At 63.9% G+C, this 20,575-nt stretch carries 23 protein-coding genes and 1 tRNA gene; 19 read left to right on the forward strand and 5 right to left on the reverse strand.

Translation table 11 applies throughout. The features are described 5' to 3' along the window. Positions 1-54 precede the first annotated feature (54 nt). The 3 genes from ACNJX9_RS19815 to ACNJX9_RS19825 all read right to left on the reverse strand — a co-directional run bounded on the left by ACNJX9_RS19815 (position 55) and on the right by ACNJX9_RS19825 (position 991). Entirely contained in the window at positions 55-354 is a 300-nt protein-coding gene (locus ACNJX9_RS19815; RefSeq protein WP_057756233.1) for an HU family DNA-binding protein, read from the reverse strand. Positions 355-554: 200 nt separating this feature from the next. Next, positions 555-631 (reverse strand) — tRNA-Asp (locus tag ACNJX9_RS19820). Between the two features lie 156 nt (positions 632-787). Next, a complete protein-coding gene (locus tag ACNJX9_RS19825) occupies positions 788-991 on the reverse strand; it encodes a hypothetical protein (protein ID WP_057756230.1) in 204 nt (67 codons plus the stop codon). 214 nt (positions 992-1,205) lie between these two features. On the opposite strand from ACNJX9_RS19825, the gene ACNJX9_RS19830 reads away from it, so the two are divergent. Continuing rightward, positions 1,206-2,069: an alpha/beta fold hydrolase gene (locus tag ACNJX9_RS19830; protein ID WP_439409954.1), complete on the forward strand. Its 864-nt coding sequence runs from the start codon at positions 1,206-1,208 to the stop codon at positions 2,067-2,069. 130 nt (positions 2,070-2,199) lie between these two features. Here the strand turns inward: ACNJX9_RS19830 and ACNJX9_RS19835 are convergent, their stop codons facing one another. Then, positions 2,200-3,390, reverse strand: coding sequence for a Rieske 2Fe-2S domain-containing protein (locus ACNJX9_RS19835; protein ID WP_439409955.1), 1,191 nt, complete (start codon positions 3,388-3,390; stop codon positions 2,200-2,202). A 196-nt stretch (positions 3,391-3,586) separates the two neighbouring features. Between ACNJX9_RS19835 and ACNJX9_RS19840 the strand changes: the two genes are divergently transcribed. After that, entirely contained in the window at positions 3,587-4,102 is a 516-nt protein-coding gene (locus ACNJX9_RS19840) for a MarR family winged helix-turn-helix transcriptional regulator (protein WP_439409956.1), read from the forward strand. A 212-nt stretch (positions 4,103-4,314) separates the two neighbouring features. Here the strand turns inward: ACNJX9_RS19840 and ACNJX9_RS19845 are convergent, their stop codons facing one another. Continuing rightward, positions 4,315-4,473 carry a hypothetical protein gene (locus ACNJX9_RS19845; protein WP_157083743.1) on the reverse strand — a complete coding sequence of 53 codons (159 nt, stop codon included), beginning with the start codon at positions 4,471-4,473 and terminating at the stop codon, positions 4,315-4,317. Between the two features lie 163 nt (positions 4,474-4,636). On the opposite strand from ACNJX9_RS19845, the gene ACNJX9_RS19850 reads away from it, so the two are divergent. The 17 genes from ACNJX9_RS19850 to nuoN all read left to right on the forward strand — a co-directional run bounded on the left by ACNJX9_RS19850 (position 4,637) and on the right by nuoN (position 20,575). Further along, complete coding sequence (locus ACNJX9_RS19850) at positions 4,637-5,002, forward strand: NADH-quinone oxidoreductase subunit A (protein ID WP_092290902.1); 366 nt, start codon at positions 4,637-4,639, stop codon at positions 5,000-5,002. Further along, positions 4,993-5,580: a NuoB/complex I 20 kDa subunit family protein gene (locus ACNJX9_RS19855; protein ID WP_057756221.1), complete on the forward strand. Its 588-nt coding sequence runs from the start codon at positions 4,993-4,995 to the stop codon at positions 5,578-5,580. Before ACNJX9_RS19850 ends, ACNJX9_RS19855 begins: the two co-directional genes overlap by 10 nt. Before the next feature lie 11 nt (positions 5,581-5,591). Continuing rightward, positions 5,592-6,197: an NADH-quinone oxidoreductase subunit C gene (locus ACNJX9_RS19860; RefSeq protein WP_439409957.1), complete on the forward strand. Its 606-nt coding sequence runs from the start codon at positions 5,592-5,594 to the stop codon at positions 6,195-6,197. A 10-nt stretch (positions 6,198-6,207) separates the two neighbouring features. Further along, entirely contained in the window at positions 6,208-7,404 is a 1,197-nt protein-coding gene (locus tag ACNJX9_RS19865) for an NADH-quinone oxidoreductase subunit D (RefSeq protein ID WP_057756216.1), read from the forward strand. Then, a complete protein-coding gene (locus ACNJX9_RS19870; RefSeq protein WP_439409958.1) occupies positions 7,404-8,366 on the forward strand; it encodes an FkbM family methyltransferase in 963 nt (320 codons plus the stop codon). The genes ACNJX9_RS19865 and ACNJX9_RS19870 overlap by 1 nt, the downstream gene beginning before the upstream one ends. Positions 8,367-8,377: 11 nt before the next feature. Further along, positions 8,378-8,989 carry an NADH-quinone oxidoreductase subunit NuoE gene (gene nuoE, locus ACNJX9_RS19875; protein WP_212232502.1) on the forward strand — a complete coding sequence of 204 codons (612 nt, stop codon included), beginning with the start codon at positions 8,378-8,380 and terminating at the stop codon, positions 8,987-8,989. After that, positions 8,989-9,192, forward strand: a complete 204-nt coding sequence (locus ACNJX9_RS19880) for a hypothetical protein (RefSeq protein ID WP_439409959.1) — start codon at positions 8,989-8,991, stop codon at positions 9,190-9,192. The genes nuoE and ACNJX9_RS19880 overlap by 1 nt, the downstream gene beginning before the upstream one ends. A gap of 15 nt (positions 9,193-9,207) precedes the next feature. Further along, complete coding sequence (gene nuoF / locus ACNJX9_RS19885; RefSeq protein ID WP_057756205.1) at positions 9,208-10,533, forward strand: NADH-quinone oxidoreductase subunit NuoF; 1,326 nt, start codon at positions 9,208-9,210, stop codon at positions 10,531-10,533. Between the two features lie 5 nt (positions 10,534-10,538). Next, positions 10,539-10,748: a hypothetical protein gene (locus ACNJX9_RS19890; RefSeq protein ID WP_439409960.1), complete on the forward strand. Its 210-nt coding sequence runs from the start codon at positions 10,539-10,541 to the stop codon at positions 10,746-10,748. A 13-nt stretch (positions 10,749-10,761) separates the two neighbouring features. After that, the gene (gene nuoG, locus ACNJX9_RS19895; RefSeq protein WP_439409961.1) at positions 10,762-12,837 is read left to right on the forward strand and encodes an NADH-quinone oxidoreductase subunit NuoG; all 2,076 of its coding nucleotides are present in this window, start codon (positions 10,762-10,764) and stop codon (positions 12,835-12,837) included. Between the two features lie 4 nt (positions 12,838-12,841). Continuing rightward, positions 12,842-13,909, forward strand: coding sequence for an NADH-quinone oxidoreductase subunit NuoH (gene nuoH, locus ACNJX9_RS19900; RefSeq protein ID WP_220005638.1), 1,068 nt, complete (start codon positions 12,842-12,844; stop codon positions 13,907-13,909). 14 nt (positions 13,910-13,923) lie between these two features. Next, entirely contained in the window at positions 13,924-14,412 is a 489-nt protein-coding gene (gene nuoI, locus ACNJX9_RS19905; RefSeq protein ID WP_026232873.1) for an NADH-quinone oxidoreductase subunit NuoI, read from the forward strand. A gap of 134 nt (positions 14,413-14,546) precedes the next feature. Beyond that, positions 14,547-15,185, forward strand: coding sequence for an NADH-quinone oxidoreductase subunit J (locus ACNJX9_RS19910; RefSeq protein ID WP_057756191.1), 639 nt, complete (start codon positions 14,547-14,549; stop codon positions 15,183-15,185). Next, complete coding sequence (gene nuoK, locus ACNJX9_RS19915; RefSeq protein WP_008547737.1) at positions 15,182-15,490, forward strand: NADH-quinone oxidoreductase subunit NuoK; 309 nt, start codon at positions 15,182-15,184, stop codon at positions 15,488-15,490. Before ACNJX9_RS19910 ends, nuoK begins: the two co-directional genes overlap by 4 nt. Positions 15,491-15,498: 8 nt before the next feature. Continuing rightward, the gene (gene nuoL, locus ACNJX9_RS19920) at positions 15,499-17,607 is read left to right on the forward strand and encodes an NADH-quinone oxidoreductase subunit L (protein WP_057756188.1); all 2,109 of its coding nucleotides are present in this window, start codon (positions 15,499-15,501) and stop codon (positions 17,605-17,607) included. Next, positions 17,608-19,116 carry an NADH-quinone oxidoreductase subunit M gene (locus ACNJX9_RS19925; RefSeq protein ID WP_057756185.1) on the forward strand — a complete coding sequence of 503 codons (1,509 nt, stop codon included), beginning with the start codon at positions 17,608-17,610 and terminating at the stop codon, positions 19,114-19,116. Positions 19,117-19,138: 22 nt separating this feature from the next. Continuing rightward, positions 19,139-20,575: an NADH-quinone oxidoreductase subunit NuoN gene (gene nuoN / locus ACNJX9_RS19930; protein WP_439409962.1), complete on the forward strand. Its 1,437-nt coding sequence runs from the start codon at positions 19,139-19,141 to the stop codon at positions 20,573-20,575.

Below are 20,575 nucleotides of genomic sequence, written 5' to 3' on the forward strand. Positions count from 1 at the left end.
CGGCGGCGTTGCGGCGCGCGAGACGCCGGATCAGCCTTAACGAGGCGTAAGCGCTCAGATCGCCTCTTTCAGCTCCTTGACCGGGCGGAACGCAACCTTCTTGCTGGCCTTGATGTGGATGGCTTCGCCCGTGGCCGGATTCCGGCCGGTGCGGGCGGCGCGCTTGCGGACCTGGAGGATGCCGAGCCCGACAATGCGGACGCGGTCACCCTTCTTCAGGTGCTTGGTGATGAGGTTGACCATGTCGGTCAGGACGGCCTCGGCATGCTTCTTGGAGACGTCCTGGCGTTCCGCGATATCGGCTGCAAGGTGTTTGAGGGTGATGGTGACGGGACTGGCTGCCTTCTTCGCCATGCTGTCTGGCCTCCTCGATTGCCAGGGAAGCCCCGGAAAAACCGGAAAAGCGCGGGGATCCCCTAAGTTCCTGGAAGGCGTAGACGATTCGGACGTGGGCTGACTATGCCGAGGGTTCCGTCGGCGTGTCGAGAACAGCCGGCGCAGCCGGGAAAGGCGTCGAGAATTTCGAGCTAAGACGATGAAGGGATTGCCAAAAATGGCGCGAGAGACGGGGCTCGAACCCGCGACCTCCGGCGTGACAGGCCGGCGCTCTAACCAACTGAGCTACTCCCGCGTGACGCGATGTCCGCGGAACGAGGGGGGACTTAAAGGCGGGGCTTGGTGAAGTCAAGGACGTTGCGATGCGCCGGAGCATCTCGGCTAAGCATTGCCTGGGAAAACGAAAAAGGCCGCTGGACGGCGGCCTCTGGTCAGCCCGGAATAGGGCGTGTCAGCGAATCTCGGCGGCCCCCGAACTCGTGACCGCCACCGGCTTGCCGGCCTTGATCACATGGGTGGACTGGGCGGTCTGGCTGAATTCGGCATTGGTGCGGGCTGCGATCCCGAAGGCGGCGACTGCGATGCCGGCCACCAGCGCCACCACCACGATCTTCAGGTGGGTACCCCGATCTGCAGAGTGAATTGAGTGGTTCATCGAAGCCTCCCGACGGGCTTTGGCGCCGTCTGCAGGCTGACGTCTTAAGGATCATCTGTTTCCGGATCGTTTCGCGGTTCCGCAAAATGGTTTCATTCTCCCCATTTCGCCGCTTCGTCCTGGGCAGTCCTACCTGCCGCGTAATCGCGCGGGCGTAATCCCCTCGTCATGATCGCTTCCATCGCCGCGAACCATCCGGCAAGGGAGAAGCCCCATGAACCGTCCAGCCATCCAAGCCTCGCTCCTCGAAACCGCCCAGCCGGCGGCGCGATCGCCCTATGTGACCGCCAGGGACGGCACCAAGCTGTTCGTGCAGGACTGGGGCAACGGAAAACCGGTGCTGCTGCTGTCGGCCTGGACTTTCGATGCCAGCATCTGGGGCAGTCACATCGAAGCTCTCACTGCGAAGGGCTTTCGTTGCGTTGCGCCTGATCGGCGCGGGCATGGCCGGTCCGAGATGCCGTCCACGGGTTATGACCTGGAGACCCTGACCGACGACGTCGCCGCGGTGATCGAGGCTCGCGATCTGCGCGACGTCACGCTGGTCGGCTTCTCGATGGGGACGGTCGAGGCAGTGAACTATCTCGGACGATATGGCTCGGACCGGATCGCTCGGCTGGTGCTGGTCGCGCCGACGACGCCGTTCCTGGTCCAGACCGAGGACAATCCGGATGCGGTGCCGAGGGAGATGATCGAGGCCGGCCACACAGCCATCGCCCGCGATTTCGCCAAATGGATCGCAGCGAACGAAGCGCCATTCTTCCTGCCCGAGACACCGGAGATCACGCGGAGCTGGATCCGCGACATGATGATGCGCGTGCCGCTGCCGGTGGCGCTGGCATGCCGCAAGACCATCTCCTTCTCCGATCTGCGCGCGGCTGCCGCCAGCATCGATCGCCCGACGCTGATCCTCCACGGCGACGAGGATGCCAGCGCGCCGCTGCCGTTGACAGGGGCCAAGACCGCAAAGCTGATCAAGGGCAGCAGGCTCGTTGTCTACGAAGGCGGCCCGCATCCGCTGCCACTGACGCATGGCGAGCGGGTGATTGCGGACATGCTCGCCTTCATGGCGGCTTGAGGGAAGCTCAGCTCGCCCTGACGATGTCGGCGCGGATGGTCCGCGCCGCCCAGATGAACAGAAGCGCGCCGAGCGTGGTCGTGACCGCTGCGGAGAGCAGGGAATAGCGCACGGCCCATCATGGGCTGCGTCAGCCTTCGCGGATGTAATTCCCCGCTTCAAACTCTATTGGCGGCATGTTCGCATCGAAGGACACGCCGATCGGGTCACGGCCCGCTTTCATCGCTTCCAACTGCTCGCCCAGCATGCGCCGGATCATCAGGATGCCGCGGTCGCTCTGGCCGAAATGCTCCTCGGAATGAACGGTCACCGCGCCCTGGCCGACCTGGGCTTCGTAGTCGCCGGGGAATTGCCGGTGCTCTTCCTCCGTCATGTCCCACCAGAATTTGCCGTTGAACTTCGAGCGCATGCGGCCGATGTCGCCTGATGTCTTGACGCGACCGGCAACATAGATGCGGAAGGAGGTGTCGTCGATCGGCAGCGTCCAGCCGATCGACTCGACACGGGCGAATTGCGCCACGCGCGGATTGGGCACCACGCGCAGCGTGGGCAGGGCGGCTTCGGTGACGCGGTAGAACACACGGCCATCGTCCTGCTTGCGGATCGAGCGAACGGCGATGCCGCGCGGCGTCTTGTCGAACGTCACCTCCGGCATCGCGGCCATCATGTTGGTGAATTGCGGCCCCGAGAACGAGCCATGCAGCACCGGCACGTGATAGGGATCGACCACGTTCTCGAAATGCTGCAGCCAGTTGCAGGGAATGATCGCCGGTCCGCCGCCGCCGATCGATGAATCGTCGGCCTCGACGAACTCGCCGTCGTCCATGTTTTCGAGGCACTCATAGCGCGGCAGGACCGGACGTCTCTCGGCCGGGCCCATATAGGCGAAGATCAGCCCGTAACGTTCCGCGACCGGATACCAGGGCTGGCGTACCTTGTCCTTGAACTGGCCGCCATCGGGCTCGCACGGCTGCTCCAGGCAATGGCCCTCGGTGTCGAACTTCCAGCCGTGATAGCAACAGCGGATGCCGTCCTCCTCGACCTTGCCGTAATAGAGCGTGGTGCCGCGGTGGCAGCAGCGCGCGTGGAGCAGGCCGGCGCGGCCGTGCTTGTCGCGGAACAGGATCAAATCTTCGCCGAGCGCGCGGACTTTCTTCGGCGTGTCGGTGGCATCGCCGGTGAGCCCGATCGGATGCCAGTAGCGGCGCAGCAGTTCGCCCATCGGCGTGCCGCGTACGACCGAAGTGAGCTCGGTGCGCGTCTGCGCCGGCTTCATCGCATAGGCCGTGCCGAGATCGCGATCGCGCTGGGTGGTCGTCATGCTGGTTCCTCCCGCCGCTGCCCTTGGGTAGGCCGGGTCGTTTTCAATGCGTTGACCCAGTGGAAAATAATTAGATGACAATGTCAACGATCTTCCCGGAGACCTCCCGGTCGCATTCGGAACAGATTAGAGAGGTTGCGCTACCAAGGCTCTACGACCACTTGGCACGTCCTGGCTTTCTTGGCAGAGGTGAGCCATGAGCCAGACTGTGAGCAGGGACGGGCGTGTATCGTCCGATACGGACGACAATCATTCGCCGGCCCCGATCACCGAGATGCTGTCGTCGCGGCTGATCGTGCTTGCCAATCTGCTCAAGCGCGGTGCCATCCTGCGCTACAAGCGTCTCGCTGGGTTGTCGTCGGTCGAGTTCGGTCTGGTCGCCTCGCTTGGCCGGCGGCCGCCGATGAGCGTGGCGCGGCTCGCCGAAGCCGTCGGCCAGGACAAGGGCCAGATCAGCCGTGCATTGGCTGAGCTGGTCGCGCGCAAGCTGATCGAGAAGTCGGCAAATCCCAGGGATAGCCGCGAGGTGCTGGTGTCGCTGACGCCGGCAGGCCTCGCCGCGCATGATGTGATCGTCGAAGGCGCGCAGGAGCGCAACCGGATACTGCTGGCGCAATTGAGCAAGGACGAGCTCGAGACGCTGCTCGCTCAGATCGATCGTCTCACCGCGACCGCGGAGGCGATGCTCGAGGCCGAGAAGGATGCGCACTGATCGTTCGGTCATCTCCGGACATGACGCATTCGCCAAACGAGGCTCGGCCCCGTCGTGATGCATGGCTCGCCTGACCGCGCGGCCTTTGGATATGCTTCTTTGCGGTACCAGGCGTGCTCGCGGCCGCGACCGTCACGGGTCTGTTGGCTGCGCTGCTCGGGGGAATGTGGTCCAGTATGTCGCTCGGGTGACAGTCGGGGCCACGATCGCGGTCATTGGCTGCGTTGGGTGCGTCGCCGCAGCCAAAAAATCGGGCCATTTTCTGGGACGATCGGCGGCAAATAGCGGGGCGCGGTCCGTCCGCCGCAATCCCAGAACAGCTGCCCTGCAAAGCTGTGGCCGCCCTTGTCGCGTCCGGCGATCTGCTTCATACCAGCCGCGGGGTGATTCCGGGATTTCCACCGGTCCGGGAGCAGGAAAGGGCCTGAAAAGAGCGTGTCTTGCGCCCATTGGTGCACTGCGCTAAGGCTCAGAATAATTCCAAATCGGACGAATCCGTGGCTGTCCCGAGGCTGCGGGAAAAAGGGCTCGTCAATGAGCGGCATTCTACAGAACTATCTTCCACTCGTCGTCTTTATAGGGGTAGCGGCCATCATCGGCCTGGTGCTTCTGATCGCGCCCTTCATCGTGGCGTTCCAGCAGCCGGACCCGGAAAAGCTGTCGGCGTATGAGTGCGGTTTCAACGCCTTCGACGATGCCCGCATGAAGTTCGACGTCCGCTTCTATCTGGTCGCGATCCTCTTCATCATCTTCGACCTCGAGGTGGCGTTCCTGTTTCCCTGGGCGGTGGCGTTCGGCAAGCTTGGCGCGACCGGCTTCTGGTCCATGCTGGTGTTCCTCGCCGTGCTGACAGTCGGCTTCGCCTATGAATGGAAGAAAGGGGCACTCGAATGGGATTGAACCCTGTGCGGTCCGCTGGACCGGCCATCGCGCCGGCCCCCAAGGGCATTCTGGATCCCTCCACCGGCAAGCCGGTCGGGGCCAATGATCCGTTCTTCCTCGAGGTCAATTCCGAGCTGTCCGACAAGGGCTTCTTCACGGCCGCGACCGACGATCTCATCACCTGGGCGCGCACCGGCTCGCTGATGTGGATGACCTTCGGTCTCGCCTGCTGCGCTGTCGAGATGATGCAGGTGTCGATGCCGCGTTATGACGTCGAGCGCTTCGGCTTTGCGCCGCGTGCCTCGCCGCGCCAGTCCGACGTGATGATCGTCGCGGGCACGCTGACCAACAAGATGGCGCCGGCGCTGCGCAAGGTCTACGACCAGATGCCCGAGCCGCGCTACGTCATCTCGATGGGCTCCTGCGCCAATGGCGGCGGCTATTATCACTATTCCTACTCGGTCGTGCGCGGCTGCGACCGCATCGTGCCGATCGACATCTACGTGCCGGGCTGCCCGCCCACGGCGGAAGCGCTGCTCTACGGCGTGCTGCTGCTGCAGAAGAAGATCCGCCGCATCGGCACCATCGAACGCTAAGGTTTTACGTCATGGACGACGCCAAGCTCGACGCCCTGGGGCAGACGATCGTGAGCGCGCTTCCGGGCGCCGCCACCGGCTATCAGGTGGCCTTCAACCAGCTCACGGTTGATGTCGAGGTCAGCAAGATCGTCGAGGTGGTCAAGTACCTCCGCGACGATCCGAACTGCCGTTTCGTCAACTTCACCGACATCACGGCGACCGACTATCCGTCGCGCGAAAAGCGTTTCGACGTGATCTATCATTTCCTGTCACCCACCCTGAACACCCGCATCCGCCTCAAGGCCCAGGCCGACGAGACCACGCAGGTGCCGTCGCTGATCGAGGTGTTCCCCGGCGCCGACTGGTTCGAGCGCGAGGCCTACGACCTCTATGGCGTGTTCTTCGTCGGTCATCCCGACATGCGACGCATCCTCACCGATTACGGCTTCGAGGGGCATCCGCTGCGCAAGGATTTTCCGCTGACCGGCTTCCTCGAGGTCCGCTACGACGACCAGGAGAAGCGCGTGGTGTACGAGCCCGTCCGGCTCAACCAGGAATTCCGCAAGTTCGATTTCCTCTCGCCGTGGGAAGGGGCGGACTATCCACTTCCCGGCGACGAGAAGGCGAAGCAGTGAGTAGCGCGTCATGAACGAGCAACCTGAAAACCTTCGCAACTTTACGATCAACTTCGGACCGCAGCATCCGGCGGCGCATGGCGTTCTTCGTCTTGTGCTTGAATTGGATGGTGAGGTCGTTGCGCGCGTCGACCCGCATATCGGTCTCTTGCACCGCGGCACCGAGAAGCTGATCGAGCAGAAGACCTATCTACAGGCGATCCCTTATTTCGACCGGCTCGACTACGTCGCGCCGATGAACCAGGAGCACGCCTTCTGCTTAGCCGCCGAAAAGCTGCTCGGCATCGAGGTGCCGCGCCGCGGCCAGCTGATCCGCGTGCTCTATTGCGAGATCGGCCGCATTCTCTCGCACCTTCTCAACGTCACCACGCAGGCGATGGACGTCGGCGCCCTGACCCCGCCGCTGTGGGGTTTTGAAGAGCGCGAGAAGCTGATGGTGTTCTACGAGCGCGCCTCGGGCAGCCGTATGCATGCAGCCTACTTCCGCGTCGGCGGCGTGCATCAGGACCTGCCGCAGAAGCTGATCGACGATATCGAGGCCTGGTGCGATCCGTTCCTGAAAGTCGTGGACGACCTCGACCGCCTGCTCACTGCCAACCGCATCTTCAAGCAGCGCAACGTCGACATCGGCGTGGTGTCGCTGAAGGAAGCCTGGGAGTGGGGTTTTTCGGGCGTGATGGTGCGCGGCTCGGGCGCTGCCTGGGACCTGCGCAAGTCGCAGCCCTATGAGTGCTACGCCGAGATGGATTTCGACATTCCGATCGGCAAGAACGGCGATTGCTACGACCGTTACCTGATCCGCATGGAAGAGATGCGTCAGGCCGTGCGCATCATGAAGCAGTGTATCCAGAAGCTGAACGCACCTGACGGCAAGGGCCCCGTCGTCGTCGAGGACAACAAGGTCGCACCGCCCCGTCGTGGCGAGATGAAGCGCTCGATGGAAGCGTTGATCCACCACTTCAAGCTCTACACCGAAGGCGTTCATGTGCCGGAAGGCGAAGTCTACGCCGCGGTCGAGGCGCCCAAGGGCGAGTTCGGTGTCTATCTCGTCTCTGACGGCACCAACAAGCCCTACAAGTGCAAGATCCGCGCGCCGGGCTTTGCCCATCTCCAGGCGATGGACCACATCTGCCGCGGCCATCTGCTCGCCGACGTCTCGGCCATTCTCGGCTCGCTCGACATCGTGTTCGGAGAGGTCGATCGGTGATGGCGCAGGCGCCAATCCAGTTTGACCGTGCCTCGGGGGCCCTTGAAGGGGCCAACCTGTGGGAGCGGACGGCTGCCTTGGCGCTGGTGACGGGATCGAAGATCTCCTCGCATTTCTCGCATATGGGCTACATCGCCTGCGCGAATTTGCTGCGGAAGACGCTGCCCGAGCGCAACATTGCCATCAAGCTCAACCCGGACGCGGTGTTCGAATTTCCTTACGGCGATGGCTATTGGAGCAAGCTGCTCAACCGTTCCTATTGCTACGAGGACGAGCTGGAGCTGTTGTTCGCCGACTCCATCGACGTCGACTACACGTTGCTCGATTGCGGCGCCAATTACGGCTACTGGTCGGTACTGGTATCGAGCAGGCCGTTTGGCGCGCACAAGGCGATCGCGATCGAGCCGTCGGGCCAGAACTATCCGAAGCTCGCCAACAATGCCCGCATCAACGGCAATCGCTTCGAGACCATGAAGTGCGCGATCGGCGCCGCCCGCGGCACCGCGCGTCTCTCCGGCACCAAGCACGAAGCCTTCAGCATCGCCGGCGCCGCGTCGGCTGGCGGTGAAGAAGTGCCTGTCCTTGCGCTCGACGACCTGATCGACGACGGCAAGGTTGCAGCGACTGGCAAATACCTGATCAAGCTCGACGTCGAGGGCGTCGAGATCGAGGCGATCAAGGGCGGCGCCCGCCTGCTTCAGACCGACAGCGTCATCATGTGCGAGGAGCACGGCAGCGACCGGTCGCATGCGGTGTCGCGCTACATCCTCGAACAAACCCCCTTGAAGCTGATCGTGCTCGATCCGCGCACCAACCGGCTGGAGACCGTGACCGAGCTGTCGATCCTCGACCGCATCAAGGTCTCGACCCATGTCGGCTACAACGTTTTCGGCACCGCAAGCGCGTTCTGGCAGGACAGGATCGATGCCCTGAACGCCAAAAACGCGCGCCGTATGCAGTGAGAGATTAAGAGATGTCCGTTCGCCGATTAGCACCGAAGGAAGTCCAGCCCGCGAGCTTTACGTTCACGGAGGAGAACCTCGCGTTCGCCAAGCAGCAGATCGCGAAATATCCGGCCGGACGCCAGGCCTCGGCCGTCATCGCCATTCTCTGGCGCGTCCAGGAACAGCACGAGGGCTGGGTGTCGGAAGCCGCGATCCGCGCCGTCGCCGACCTGCTCGACATGCCCTATATCCGCGTGCTCGAGGTCGCGACCTTCTATACGATGTTCCAGCTCGCACCGGTCGGCAAGAAGGCCCACGTCCAGGTCTGCGGCACCACGCCGTGCCGGCTGCGCGGTGCCGAAGATCTGATCCATGTCTGCGAGAGCCGGATCCATCACGATCCCTTCCACCTCTCCAAGGACGGCAATTTCAGCTGGGAAGAGGTGGAGTGCCTCGGGGCCTGCGTGAACGCGCCGATGGTGCTGATCGGCAAGGACACCTATGAGGACCTGACCGCGGAAAGCTTTGGCAAGGTGCTCGACGGTTTTGCCTCGGGCAACCCGCCCAAGCCCGGCCCGCAGAACGGCCGCCAGTTCTCCGCACCGATGGGCGGGCCGACCACTCTGAAGGAGACCTCCTGATGGGTCTTCCGTCCAAGGCGAACCGTGGGAGCGAAGCCGTGAAGAAAGTTGGCTTCATCGCCATCCACGCCGCGCTCGCCGCCACCTTCATGTTCCTGCTGCAGCGCTTCGTGATGAACGCGACGCAGGAAACCAGTCTGCTCTGGGCGCTGACCTTCGCCGTCTGCGCCGCCGGGCTTGCCTACAAGCAGGCCAACCGTTGATCGGAAAGCACTGATATGCTCGAGGACAAGGACCGTATCTTCAAGAACCTCTACGGCCTCCACGATTGGGGGCTCGAGGGCGCGCGGCGCCGCGGCGCCTGGGATGGCACCAAGAACATCATCGACAAGGGCCGCGACTGGATCATCAACGAGATGAAGGCCTCGGGGCTGCGCGGCCGTGGCGGCGCCGGCTTCCCGACCGGTCTGAAGTGGTCCTTCATGCCGAAGGAATCCACCGACGGCCGTCCGAGCTATCTCGTCGTCAACGCCGACGAATCCGAGCCCGGCACCTGCAAGGACCGCGAGATCATGCGGCACGATCCGCATCTCCTGGTCGAGGGCTGCCTGATCGCGAGCTTCGCGATGAACGCGCATGCCTGCTACATCTATGTCCGCGGCGAGTTCATCCGCGAGCGCGAGCGCCTGCAGGCTGCGATCGACCAGGCCTATGAGGCCAAGCTGATCGGCAAGGACAACGTCAACGGCTGGCCGTTCGACCTCTATGTCGCGCACGGCGCCGGTGCCTATATCTGCGGCGAGGAGACCGCGCTGCTCGAAAGCCTCGAAGGCAAGAAGGGCCAGCCGCGCCTGAAGCCGCCGTTCCCGGCCAATGTCGGCCTGTTCGGCTGCCCGACCACCGTCAACAACGTCGAGTCCATCGCCGTTGCGCCGGACATCCTGCGCCGCGGCGCGGCCTGGTTCGCCGGCATCGGCCGTCCGAACAATGTCGGCACCAAGCTGTTCTGCATCTCCGGCCATGTCGAGCGGCCCTGCAACGTCGAAGAGGCCATGGGCATTCCGTTCCGTGAGCTGATCGACAAGCATTGCGGCGGCGTTCGCGGCGGCTGGGACAACCTCAAGGCCGTGATCCCCGGCGGCTCGTCGGTGCGCATGGTGCCAGCCGAGCAGATCATCGACACGCCGATGGATTTCGACAGCCTGAGCAAGCTGCGCTCGGGTCTCGGCACCGCGGCCGTGATCGTGATGGACAAGTCGACCGATTTGATCCGCGCCATCGCGCGCATCTCCTATTTCTACAAGCATGAGAGCTGCGGCCAGTGCACGCCGTGCCGCGAGGGCACGGGCTGGATGTGGCGCGTCTTGACCCGCATGGCTGAAGGCCGTGCGCATAAGCGCGAAATCGACATGCTGCTCGAGGTGACAAAACAGATCGAGGGCCACACCATCTGCGCGCTCGGCGATGCGGCCGCCTGGCCGATCCAGGGCCTGATCACGCATTTCCGTCACGAGATCGAAGCGCGCATCGACCAGTATTCGCACAAGGCCGATGTCGATGACATCGGCGTCCGCGATCCCGTGAACATGGTCGCGGCGGAGTAGAGAGAATGACCGACGAACCCGACAACATCGTGCTTGCCTTGCTGCGCAAGATCGATCAGCGAACCGAGCGGATGGCAGACGATCTGCAGGATCTAAAGGTGCCCGTAACCGCGATGGAAGAGGGCTTGGCCGGAGTGAACCGTAGACTTGATCGGCTGGAGATTCGCGTCGACCGGATCGAGAGACGCCTCGAGCTGACCGACGCATCGCATTGAGAGAATTGAGCCAATGACCAAGCTCATCATCGACGGCAAAGAGATCGATGTCCCCGCCGATTACACGCTGCTTCAGGCGTGCGAGGCGGCCGGCGCCGAGATTCCGCGCTTCTGCTACCACGAGCGCCTGTCGATCGCCGGCAATTGCCGGATGTGCCTCGTCGAGGTGAAGGGCGGCCCGAAACCGGTCGCATCCTGCGCCTGGGGCGTGCGGGATTGCCGTCCGGGCCCGAAGGGCGAGCCGCCGGAGATTTCGACGCGTTCGCCGATGGTGAAGAAGGCACGCGAAGGCGTGATGGAATTCCTTCTGATCAACCATCCGCTGGACTGCCCGATCTGCGACCAGGGCGGCGAGTGCGACCTGCAGGACCAGGCGATGGGCTACGGTGTCGACACCAGCCGCTTCGCCGAGAACAAGCGCGCGGTCGAGGACAAGTATCTCGGCGCGCTGGTCAAGACTTCGATGAACCGCTGCATCCAGTGCACGCGCTGCGTCCGCTTCTCGGCGGAAGTCGCCGGCGCTCCCGAAATGGGCGCGACGGGGCGCGGCGAGGACATGGAGATCACGACTTATCTCGAGCACGCGCTGACCTCGGAGCTGCAAGGCAATCTCGTCGACATCTGCCCGGTCGGCGCACTGACCTCGAAACCCTATGCTTTCGCTGCGCGGCCCTGGGAACTCGGCAAGACCCAGTCGATCGACGTCATGGACGGCGTGGGCTCGGCGATCCGCGTCGACACCCGCGGCCGTGAGGTGATGCGCGTGCTGCCGCGCATCAACGAGGCCGTGAACGAAGAGTGGATCTCCGACAAGACCCGCCACATCGTCGACGGTCTGCGCACCCAGCGCCTCGACCGGCCCTATATCCGCGAAGCCGGCAAGCTGCGTGCGGCGAGCTGGCAGGAAGCCTTTGCGGCGATCGCCTCCAAGGCGGCGCGCACCGACGGCAAGCGCATCGGCGCGATCGCCGGCGATCTCGCCGGCGTCGAAGAGATGTTCGCGCTGAAAGACCTGCTCGCCAAATTCGGCTCGGCCAACCTGGCGGTGCAGGGTGGCGACGCCTTCGGTCCCGCGCTCGGCCGCGGCTCCTACATCTTCAACCCGACGCTGGCAGGGGTCGAGCAGGCGGATGCGCTGCTCATCATCGGCGCCAATCCGCGAAAGGAGGCGGCCGTGTTCAACGCCCGCATCCGCAAGCGCTGGCGCGCCGGCGGCTTCAAGGTCGGCGTGATCGGCGCCAAGGTCGATCTCACCTATGACTATGACCATCTCGGCGCAGGCACCGAGACGCTCAGTGAGCTCGCCGCCGGCAAGCATTCCTTCATGGACGTGCTGAAGAACGCCAAGAACCCGATCATTCTCGTTGGCGCAGGCGCGGCCGCGCGCCACGACGGCGCTGCCATCCTGGCTGCCGCCGCCAAGCTCGCGCTCGACGTCGGCGCAGTGAAGGACGGCTGGAACGGCTTCGGCGTGCTGCACGAGACCGCCTCGCGGGTCGGCGCGCTCGACATCGGCTTCGTCCCCGGTCAGGGCGGGCTCAACGCCGCGCAGATGACGACGTTCGGCACGCTGGACCTCTTGTTCCTGCTCGGCGCGGACGAGATCAAGGCGCCGGACGGCACTTTCGTCGTCTACATCGGCACCCATGGCGACCGTGGCGCGCATCGCGCCGACGTGATCCTGCCGGCGGCCGCCTACACCGAGAAATCAGCGATCTACGTCAACACCGAAGGTCGCGTGCAGATGACCGGTCGTGCCGCGTTCCCGCCGGGCGAAGCCCGCGAGGACTGGGCGATCGTCCGTGCGCTCTCGGAGGCGCTCGGCAAGAAGCTCGGCTATGACTCTCTTAGCGCGCTGCGCCAGGCGATCTTCAAGGCCGTGCCGCATCTGATCCGCCTCGACCAGATCGAAGCCGGCTCCGCCGACCAGATCAAGAAGCTGGCGGGGAGGGGCGGCTCGCCCGAGAAGGCGCCGTTCAAGCCTGTCATTGAGGACTTCTATTTGACCAACCCAATCGCGCGTGCGTCCGCCGTGATGGCGGAATGCTCGCGGCTTGCCTCCGGGCAGATGCTGACCGCAGCGGAGTGAGCTGATGGAATTCTTCGAAAGCGCATTCTGGACCGGCTTCCTCTGGCCGCTGATCATCATGATCGCGGAGAGCGTGCTGGTGCTCGTCGTGCTCTTGATCGCGATCGCCTACATTCTGCTGGCCGACCGCAAGATCTGGGCGGCGGTGCAGATCCGCCGCGGCCCGAACGTGGTCGGGCCCTGGGGCCTGTTCCAGTCCTTCGCCGACCTGCTCAAATTCGTGCTGAAGGAGCCGATCATTCCGTCAGGCGCCAACAAGGGCGTGTTCCTGCTGGCGCCCTTGGTGTCCTGCGTGCTCGCGCTGGCGGCCTGGGCGGTGATCCCGACCAATCTCGGCTGGGTGATCTCCGACATCAATGTCGGCATCCTCTTCATCTTCGCGATCTCGTCGCTGTCGATCTACGGCATCATCATGGCCGGCTGGTCGTCGAACTCGAAGTATCCGTTCCTGGCCGCGCTGCGCTCGGCGGCGCAGATGGTGTCCTACGAAGTCTCGATCGGCTTCGTCATCATCACCGTGCTGCTCTGCGCCGGCACGCTGAACCTGTCGGCCGTGGTTGAGGCCCAGCATGTCCGCGGCCTTGCCAGCCTGATCGGGCTGCCGCAGCTCACCATCCTGAACTGGTACGTCTGGCCGCTGTTCCCCATGTTCGTGGTGTTCTACGTCTCGGCGCTGGCGGAAACCAACCGTCCGCCCTTCGACCTCGTCGAAGCCGAATCCGAGCTGGTCGCCGGCTTCATGGTCGAATACGGCTCGACGCCGTATCTCTTGTTCATGCTCGGCGAGTACGTCGCGATCGTCACCATGTGCGCGATGGCCACGATCCTCTTCCTCGGAGGCTGGCTGCCCCCGGTGGACCTGCCGCCGTTCAACTGGGTGCCGGGGATCATCTGGTTCTCGCTGAAACTGTTCTTCATGTTCTTCCTGTTCGCGATGGCAAAGGCGATCGTGCCGCGCTACCGCTACGACCAACTGATGCGCCTCGGCTGGAAGGTGTTCCTGCCGCTCTCGCTGGTGATGGTGGTGGTGGTGGCGGGCGTGCTGCAATTCGCCGGCATCGCGCCGAAGTGAGGGCCGTCATGGGTATCAACATCAACGCCACCGCGCGCTCGCTTCTGCTGTCGGAATTCGTCTCGGCGTTCTTCCTCGCCATGCGCTATTTCTTCCAGCCGAAGCCGACGCTGAACTATCCGTTCGAGAAGGGCCCGATCTCGCCGCGCTTCCGCGGCGAGCATGCGCTGCGCCGCTATCCGAACGGCGAAGAGCGCTGTATCGCCTGCAAGCTGTGCGAAGCGGTCTGCCCGGCGCAGGCCATCACCATCGAGGCCGGCCCGCGCCGCAACGACGGCACCCGCCGCACCGTGCGCTACGACATCGACATGGTGAAGTGCATCTATTGCGGCCTCTGCCAGGAGGCCTGTCCGGTCGACGCCATCGTCGAAGGTCCGAACTTCGAGTTCGCGACCGAGACCCGCGAGGAACTGTTCTATGACAAGGCCAAGCTGCTCGCCAACGGCGACCGCTGGGAACGCGAGATCGCGAAAGCGATCGAGCTCGACGCGCCGTACCGGTGAGGTGAGGGCATGATCCTTCCCGTCACCCTCTCGTCATTCCGGGGCGCGCGCAGCGCGAACCCGGAATCTCGCGCCATAACCTCTGGATTCCGGGCTCGCGCTGGCGCGCGCCCCGGAATGACGGGAGTTTCTCGATGATCCTTCCCGCGCTGTTCTTCTACCTCTTCGCAGCCGTCTGCGTCGCCTCGGCGGTGATGGTGATTGTCTCGCGCAATCCCGTGCACTCCGTGCTGTACCTGATCCTGGCCTTCGTCAACGCCTCCGGCCTGTTCGTGCTGATGGGCGCCGAATTCCTCGGCATGATGCTGATCGTCGTCTATGTCGGCGCGGTCGCGGTGCTGTTCCTGTTCGTGATCATGATGCTCGATGTCGACTTCCTCGAGCTGCGCGAAGGCTTCATCCAGTACCTGCCGGTCGGCGTCGTGATCGGCGGCATCTTCCTGTTCGAGCTGCTCTTGACCGTCGGCGCCTGGGTCATCAACCCGACCGTCAGCAAGACCATCACGTCGCCGATCCCGAGCAACGTCTCGAACACCGAGGCGCTGGGCCTCGTGCTCTATACGAAGTACATCCACTACTTCCAGCTTGCGGGCATGGTGCTGCTGGTCGCCATGATCGGCGCCATCGTGCTGACACTGCGCCACAAGGCGAGCGTGAAGCGGCAGGACATCAACGTTCAGAACGCACGCACGCCCGACATGGCGATGGCGATGCGCCAGGTGGCGCCGGGGCAGGGGCTCTCGGATGCCGACGCGGCGGAGTGGGTGAAATGACGATCGGGCTCGGACATTATCTGGCGGTCGGCGCGATCCTGTTCACGCTCGGCATCCTCGGCATCTTCCTGAACCGCAAGAACATCATCGTCATCCTGATGTCGATCGAGCTGATCCTGCTCTCGGTCAACATCAACCTGGTGGCATTCTCGACCTTCCTCGGCGACATCGTCGGTCAGGTCTTCGCGCTGCTGGTCTTGACCGTTGCTGCCGCCGAAGCCGCGATCGGCCTTGCCATCCTGGTGGTCTATTTCCGCAACCGCGGCTCGATCGCGGTTGAGGACGTCAATCTGATGAAGGGCTGAGCTCTCAAATGGTTCAGGCAATCGTTTTTCTGCCGCTGCTGGGCGCCATTCTGGCCGGCCTGATCTCGCTCGTCGGCGCGCACGGCCGCAACCCCTCGGGCGACGAGGTCGAGCATCACGGCGATCACGGCCATGGTGCGCACGCCCATGCGTCCGATACGATCAACGAGGATGCGTCCGTCATCCACGAGTCTCATCACGAGCCCGGCGACGGGCATGATGACCACGGTCACGGCCCGGCCGAGCCGGCCGCAGCCGGCTCGCGCGGTGCCGAGCTGATCACGACGGCGCTGCTGTTCGTCTCGGCGGCGCTGTCCTGGATGACGCTGGTGGATGTCGGCTTCAACGGCCACGACGTCCGCTACCAGCTCCTGCCCTGGATATTCTCCGGCGAGCTCGAAGTCTGGTGGAGCTTGCGCGTCGACACGCTCACCGCCGTGATGCTGGTGGTGGTGACGACGGTGTCCTCGCTCGTGCACCTCTATTCCATCGGTTACATGGACGAGGATCCGTACCGGCCGCGCTTCTTCGGCTACCTCTCGCTGTTCACCTTCGCCATGCTGATGCTGGTGACGGCCGACAACCTCGTGCAGCTGTTCTTCGGTTGGGAAGGCGTGGGCCTGGCGAGCTACCTCCTGATCGGCTTCTGGTACCAGAAGCCGTCGGCCAACGCCGCCGCCATCAAGGCCTTCGTGGTCAACCGCGTCGGCGATTTCGGCTTCGCGCTCGGCATCTTCGCGATCTTCGCGCTGGTCGGCTCGACCGATTTCGAGACCATCTTCCATGCCGCGCCCGGCCTCACCGGCAAGACCATCAACTTCCTCGGCTGGAATGTCGATGCGCTGACGCTGACCTGCGTGCTGCTGTTCATGGGCGCGATGGGCAAGTCGGCGCAGTTCCTGCTGCACACCTGGTTGCCGGACGCGATGGAAGGCCCGACCCCCGTGTCGGCGCTGATCCACGCTGCGACCATGGTCACCGCCGGCGTCTTCATGGTGGCGCGGCTTTCGCCGCTGTTCGAGCTCGCCCCGAACGCGCAGGCCGTCGTGATGTTCTTCGGCGCCACCACGGCGTTCTTCGCCGCGACCGTCGGTCTCGTCCAGAACGACATCAAGCGCATCGTCGCCTACTCGACCTGTTCGCAGCTCGGCTACATGTTCGTGGCGATGGGCGCGGGGGCCTATTCGGTCGGCATGTTCCATCTGTTCACGCACGCCTTCTTCAAGGCGCTGCTGTTCCTGGGCTCCGGCTCTGTGATCTACGCGATGCACCACGAGCAGGACATCCGCAACATGGGCGGCCTCTGGAAGAAGATCCCGTACACGTTCGCGGTGATGACCGTCGGCACCTTGGCGCTGACCGGCTTCCCGCTGTTCGCCGGCTACTTCTCCAAGGACGCGATCATCGAAGCCGCCTATGCCTCGCATAACCCGTTCTCGACCTACGCCTACCTGCTGACGATCGTCGCCGCCGGCCTGACCTCGTTCTATTCCTGGCGTCTGGTGTTCAAGACCTTCTTCGGCGAACCCCACGACCAGGAGCATTACGAAGCCGCGCATGAAAGCCCGATCTGGATGCTGATCCCGATCGGTGTGCTCGCCGTCGGCTCCGTGCTGGCCGGTTTTCCGTTCAAGGAGCTGTTCACCAGTCCGCACGGCGTGGAGGAGTTCTTCCGCGAGTCCGTGAAGATGAACCCGCATATCCTCGAGGATATGGAGCACATGCCGCCTCTGCTCGGCTGGCTGCCCTTCCTGATGATGGTCGGCGGCTTCCTGGTGTCCTACACCTTCTACATCCGCAAACCGTATTTGCCGGTCGAGCTCGCGAACACGCAGCCGATGCTGTACCAGTTCCTGCTCAACAAATGGTACTTCGACGAGCTCTACGATCTCATCTTCGTCCGTCCGGCGAAGTGGATCGGCTACCAGCTCTGGAAGAAGGGCGACGGCTTCATCATCGACGGCTTCGGCCCCGACGGCGTCTCCGCCCGCGTGCTGGATGTCACCCGCAACGTCGTCAAGATCCAGACCGGCTATCTCTATCACTATGCATTCGCCATGCTGATCGGCGCCGCCGGCCTGATCACTTGGTTCATGTTCGGCTTTGGAGGCCAGTAAATGACAACCTGGCCCATCCTTTCGGTCACGACGTTCCTGCCGCTGGTCGGCGCGCTGATCGTCTACCTGAGCCGCGGTGACGACGAGGCAAGCAGGAGCAATTCGCGCTGGATCGCGCTGTGGACCACGATCATCACCTTCGCGGTGTCGGTGATCCTGGTGATGCGCTTCGACCCTGGTAATGCCGACTTCCAGTTCGTCGAGAAGTCGGCCTGGCTCGCCACCGGCATCACCTATCACATGGGCGTCGACGGCATCTCGCTGCCGCTGGTGATCCTGACCACCGCGATCATGCCGTTCTGCATCATCGCGAGCTGGAAGGCGATCTCGAACCGCGTCCGCGAATACATGATGGCGTTCCTGATCCTGGAAACGCTGATGATCGGCACCTTCTCGGCGCTCGATCTCGTGCTGTTCTACCTGTTCTTCGAGGGCGGCCTGATCCCGATGTTCCTGATCATCGGCGTCTGGGGCGGTCCGCGCCGGGTCTATGCGTCGTTCAAGTTCTTCCTCTACACGCTGCTCGGCTCGGTCCTGATGCTGCTCGCCATCATGGCGCTGTACTGGAACGGCGGCACCACCGACATCCCGACCCTGATGCACACGGCCGTGCCGCGGTCGTTGCAGACCTGGGCCTGGCTCGCCTTCTTCGCCTCCTTCGCGGTGAAGATGCCGATGTGGCCGGTGCACACCTGGCTTCCCGATGCGCACGTCGAGGCGCCGACCGCGGGGTCCGTGGTGCTCGCGGCGATCCTCCTGAAGATGGGCGGCTACGGCTTCCTGCGCTTCTCGCTGCCGATGTTCCCGCTGGCCTCGCACGACTTCGCGCCGCTGATCTTCACCCTGTCCGTGATTGCCATCATCTACACCTCGCTGGTGGCGTTGATGCAGGAGGACATGAAGAAGCTGATCGCATACTCGTCGGTCGCGCACATGGGCTTCGTCACCATGGGCATCTTCGCCGGCACCATGCAGGGCGTCGCCGGCGGCATGTTCCAGATGATCTCGCACGGCATCGTCTCGGGCGCGCTGTTCCTCTGCGTCGGCGTCGTCTACGACCGCCTGCACACCCGCGAGATCGCGGCCTATGGCGGCCTCGTCAACCGGATGCCGCTCTACGCGCTGACCTTCATGGTCTTCACCATGGCCAATGTCGGTCTGCCCGGCACCTCCGGCTTCGTCGGCGAGTTCATGACGCTGCTCGGCACCTTCAAGGTCTCGATCCCGACCGCCTTCTTCGCCACGACAGGCGTGATCCTGTCGGCTGGCTATGCGCTGTGGCTCTACCGCAAGGTCGTGTTCGGGGCGCTGGTCAAGCCGACGCTGATGAGCATGAAGGATCTCACCTTGCGCGAATGCGTGACCCTGTTCCCGCTGATCGCGCTGACGATCCTGTTCGGCGTCTATCCGAAGCCGGTGCTCGACATGTCGGCCGCCTCGGTTCAGCAACTCGTCAATAACTACAACACCGCTGTGACGGCCGTGAAGGCCGCCGCACTGCTCCAGTGATCGGGCAGGTCAGGATATCGTCATGAGCATTACGACTGCAGGTTATCAACTGGCGCCGGTGCTGCCCGAGATCGTGCTCGCGATCGGCGCCATGGCGCTTCTGATGCTCGGCGCTTATCGCGGGCAGGGGACCACCGGCGCGGTGACGACGCTCGCGGTGCTGCTGCTGATCCTGGTCGGCGTGCTCGAATACACGCTGCCCGCGGGCAAGCAGGTGACGTTCGGCGGCAGCTTCATCGTCGACGACTTCGCCCGCTTCATGAAGATCCTGGCCCTGGTCGGCTCGGCCGTGACGCTGATCCTGTCGACCGAGTTCCTGGCTGACGCGTCGCGCCGCATCTTCGAATACGCCATTCTGGTGCTGCTCTCGACGCTCGGCATGATGGTGCTGATCTCGGCCGGCGACCTGATCTCGCTCTATCTCGGCCTCGAGCTGATGTCGCTCGCGCTCTACGTCGTCGCGGCCTCGAACCGCGACAACGCCAAGTCCACCGAGGCCGGCCTGAAGTATTTCGTGCTGGGCGCGCTGTCATCGGGCATGCTGCTGTATGGCGCCTCGCTGGTCTACGGATTCACCGGCACCGTCAGCTTCGCCGGCATCGCAACGGCGGCGACCGCCGCGAATGTCGGCCTGGTGTTCGGCCTGGTCTTCCTGCTCGCCGGCCTCTGCTTCAAGGTCTCGGCCGTGCCGTTCCACATGTGGACGCCGGACGTGTATGAGGGGGCGCCGACGCCGGTCACCGCCTTCTTCGCCTCGGCGCCGAAGGTCGCGGCGCTCGCGGTCTTCACCCGCGTCACGCTGACGGCGTTCCCCGGCATCGTCTCGCAATGGCAGCAGATCCTGGTGTTCGTGGCGATCGCCTCGATGGCGCTGGGCTCGTTCGCCGCGATCGGCCAGAGCAACATCAAGCGACTGATGGCCTATTCCTCGATCGGCCATATGGGCTTTGCCCTGGTCGGCCTCGCCTCCGGCACCGTCGAAGGCGCGCAGGGCGTCTTGATGTACATCGTGATCTATGTCGCGATGACGCTCGGCTCGTTCTCGATCATCCTCGCCATGAAGCGCAACGGCCAGGCCGTCGAGCAGATCAGCGATTTCGCCGGTCTCTCCCGCACCAACCCGCTGCTCGCCTTCATGTTCGCGATGCTGCTGTTCTCGCTGGCCGGCATTCCGCCGCTCGCCGGCTTCTTCGCCAAATGGTACGTCTTCGTCGCCGCCATCAAGGCGAATTTGTTCACGCTGGCCGTGATCGGCGTGCTCTCCAGCGTCGTGGGCGCCTACTACTATCTGGCCATCGTCAAGACGATGTATTTCGACGAGCCGGCCGGCCAGGTTGATCCCGTCAGGGTCGAGGTCAAGACGGTGCTGGCGGTCGCGGGCCTGTTCAACCTGCTGTTCGCCCTGTTTGCGGGCCCGGTGGTGAGCGTCGCCTCCGCCGCAGCAAAATCGCTGTTTTAG

It is taken from the genome of Bradyrhizobium sp. BLXBL-03, assembly GCF_051853015.1.
Lineage (GTDB): Bacteria > Pseudomonadota > Alphaproteobacteria > Rhizobiales > Xanthobacteraceae > Bradyrhizobium > Bradyrhizobium manausense.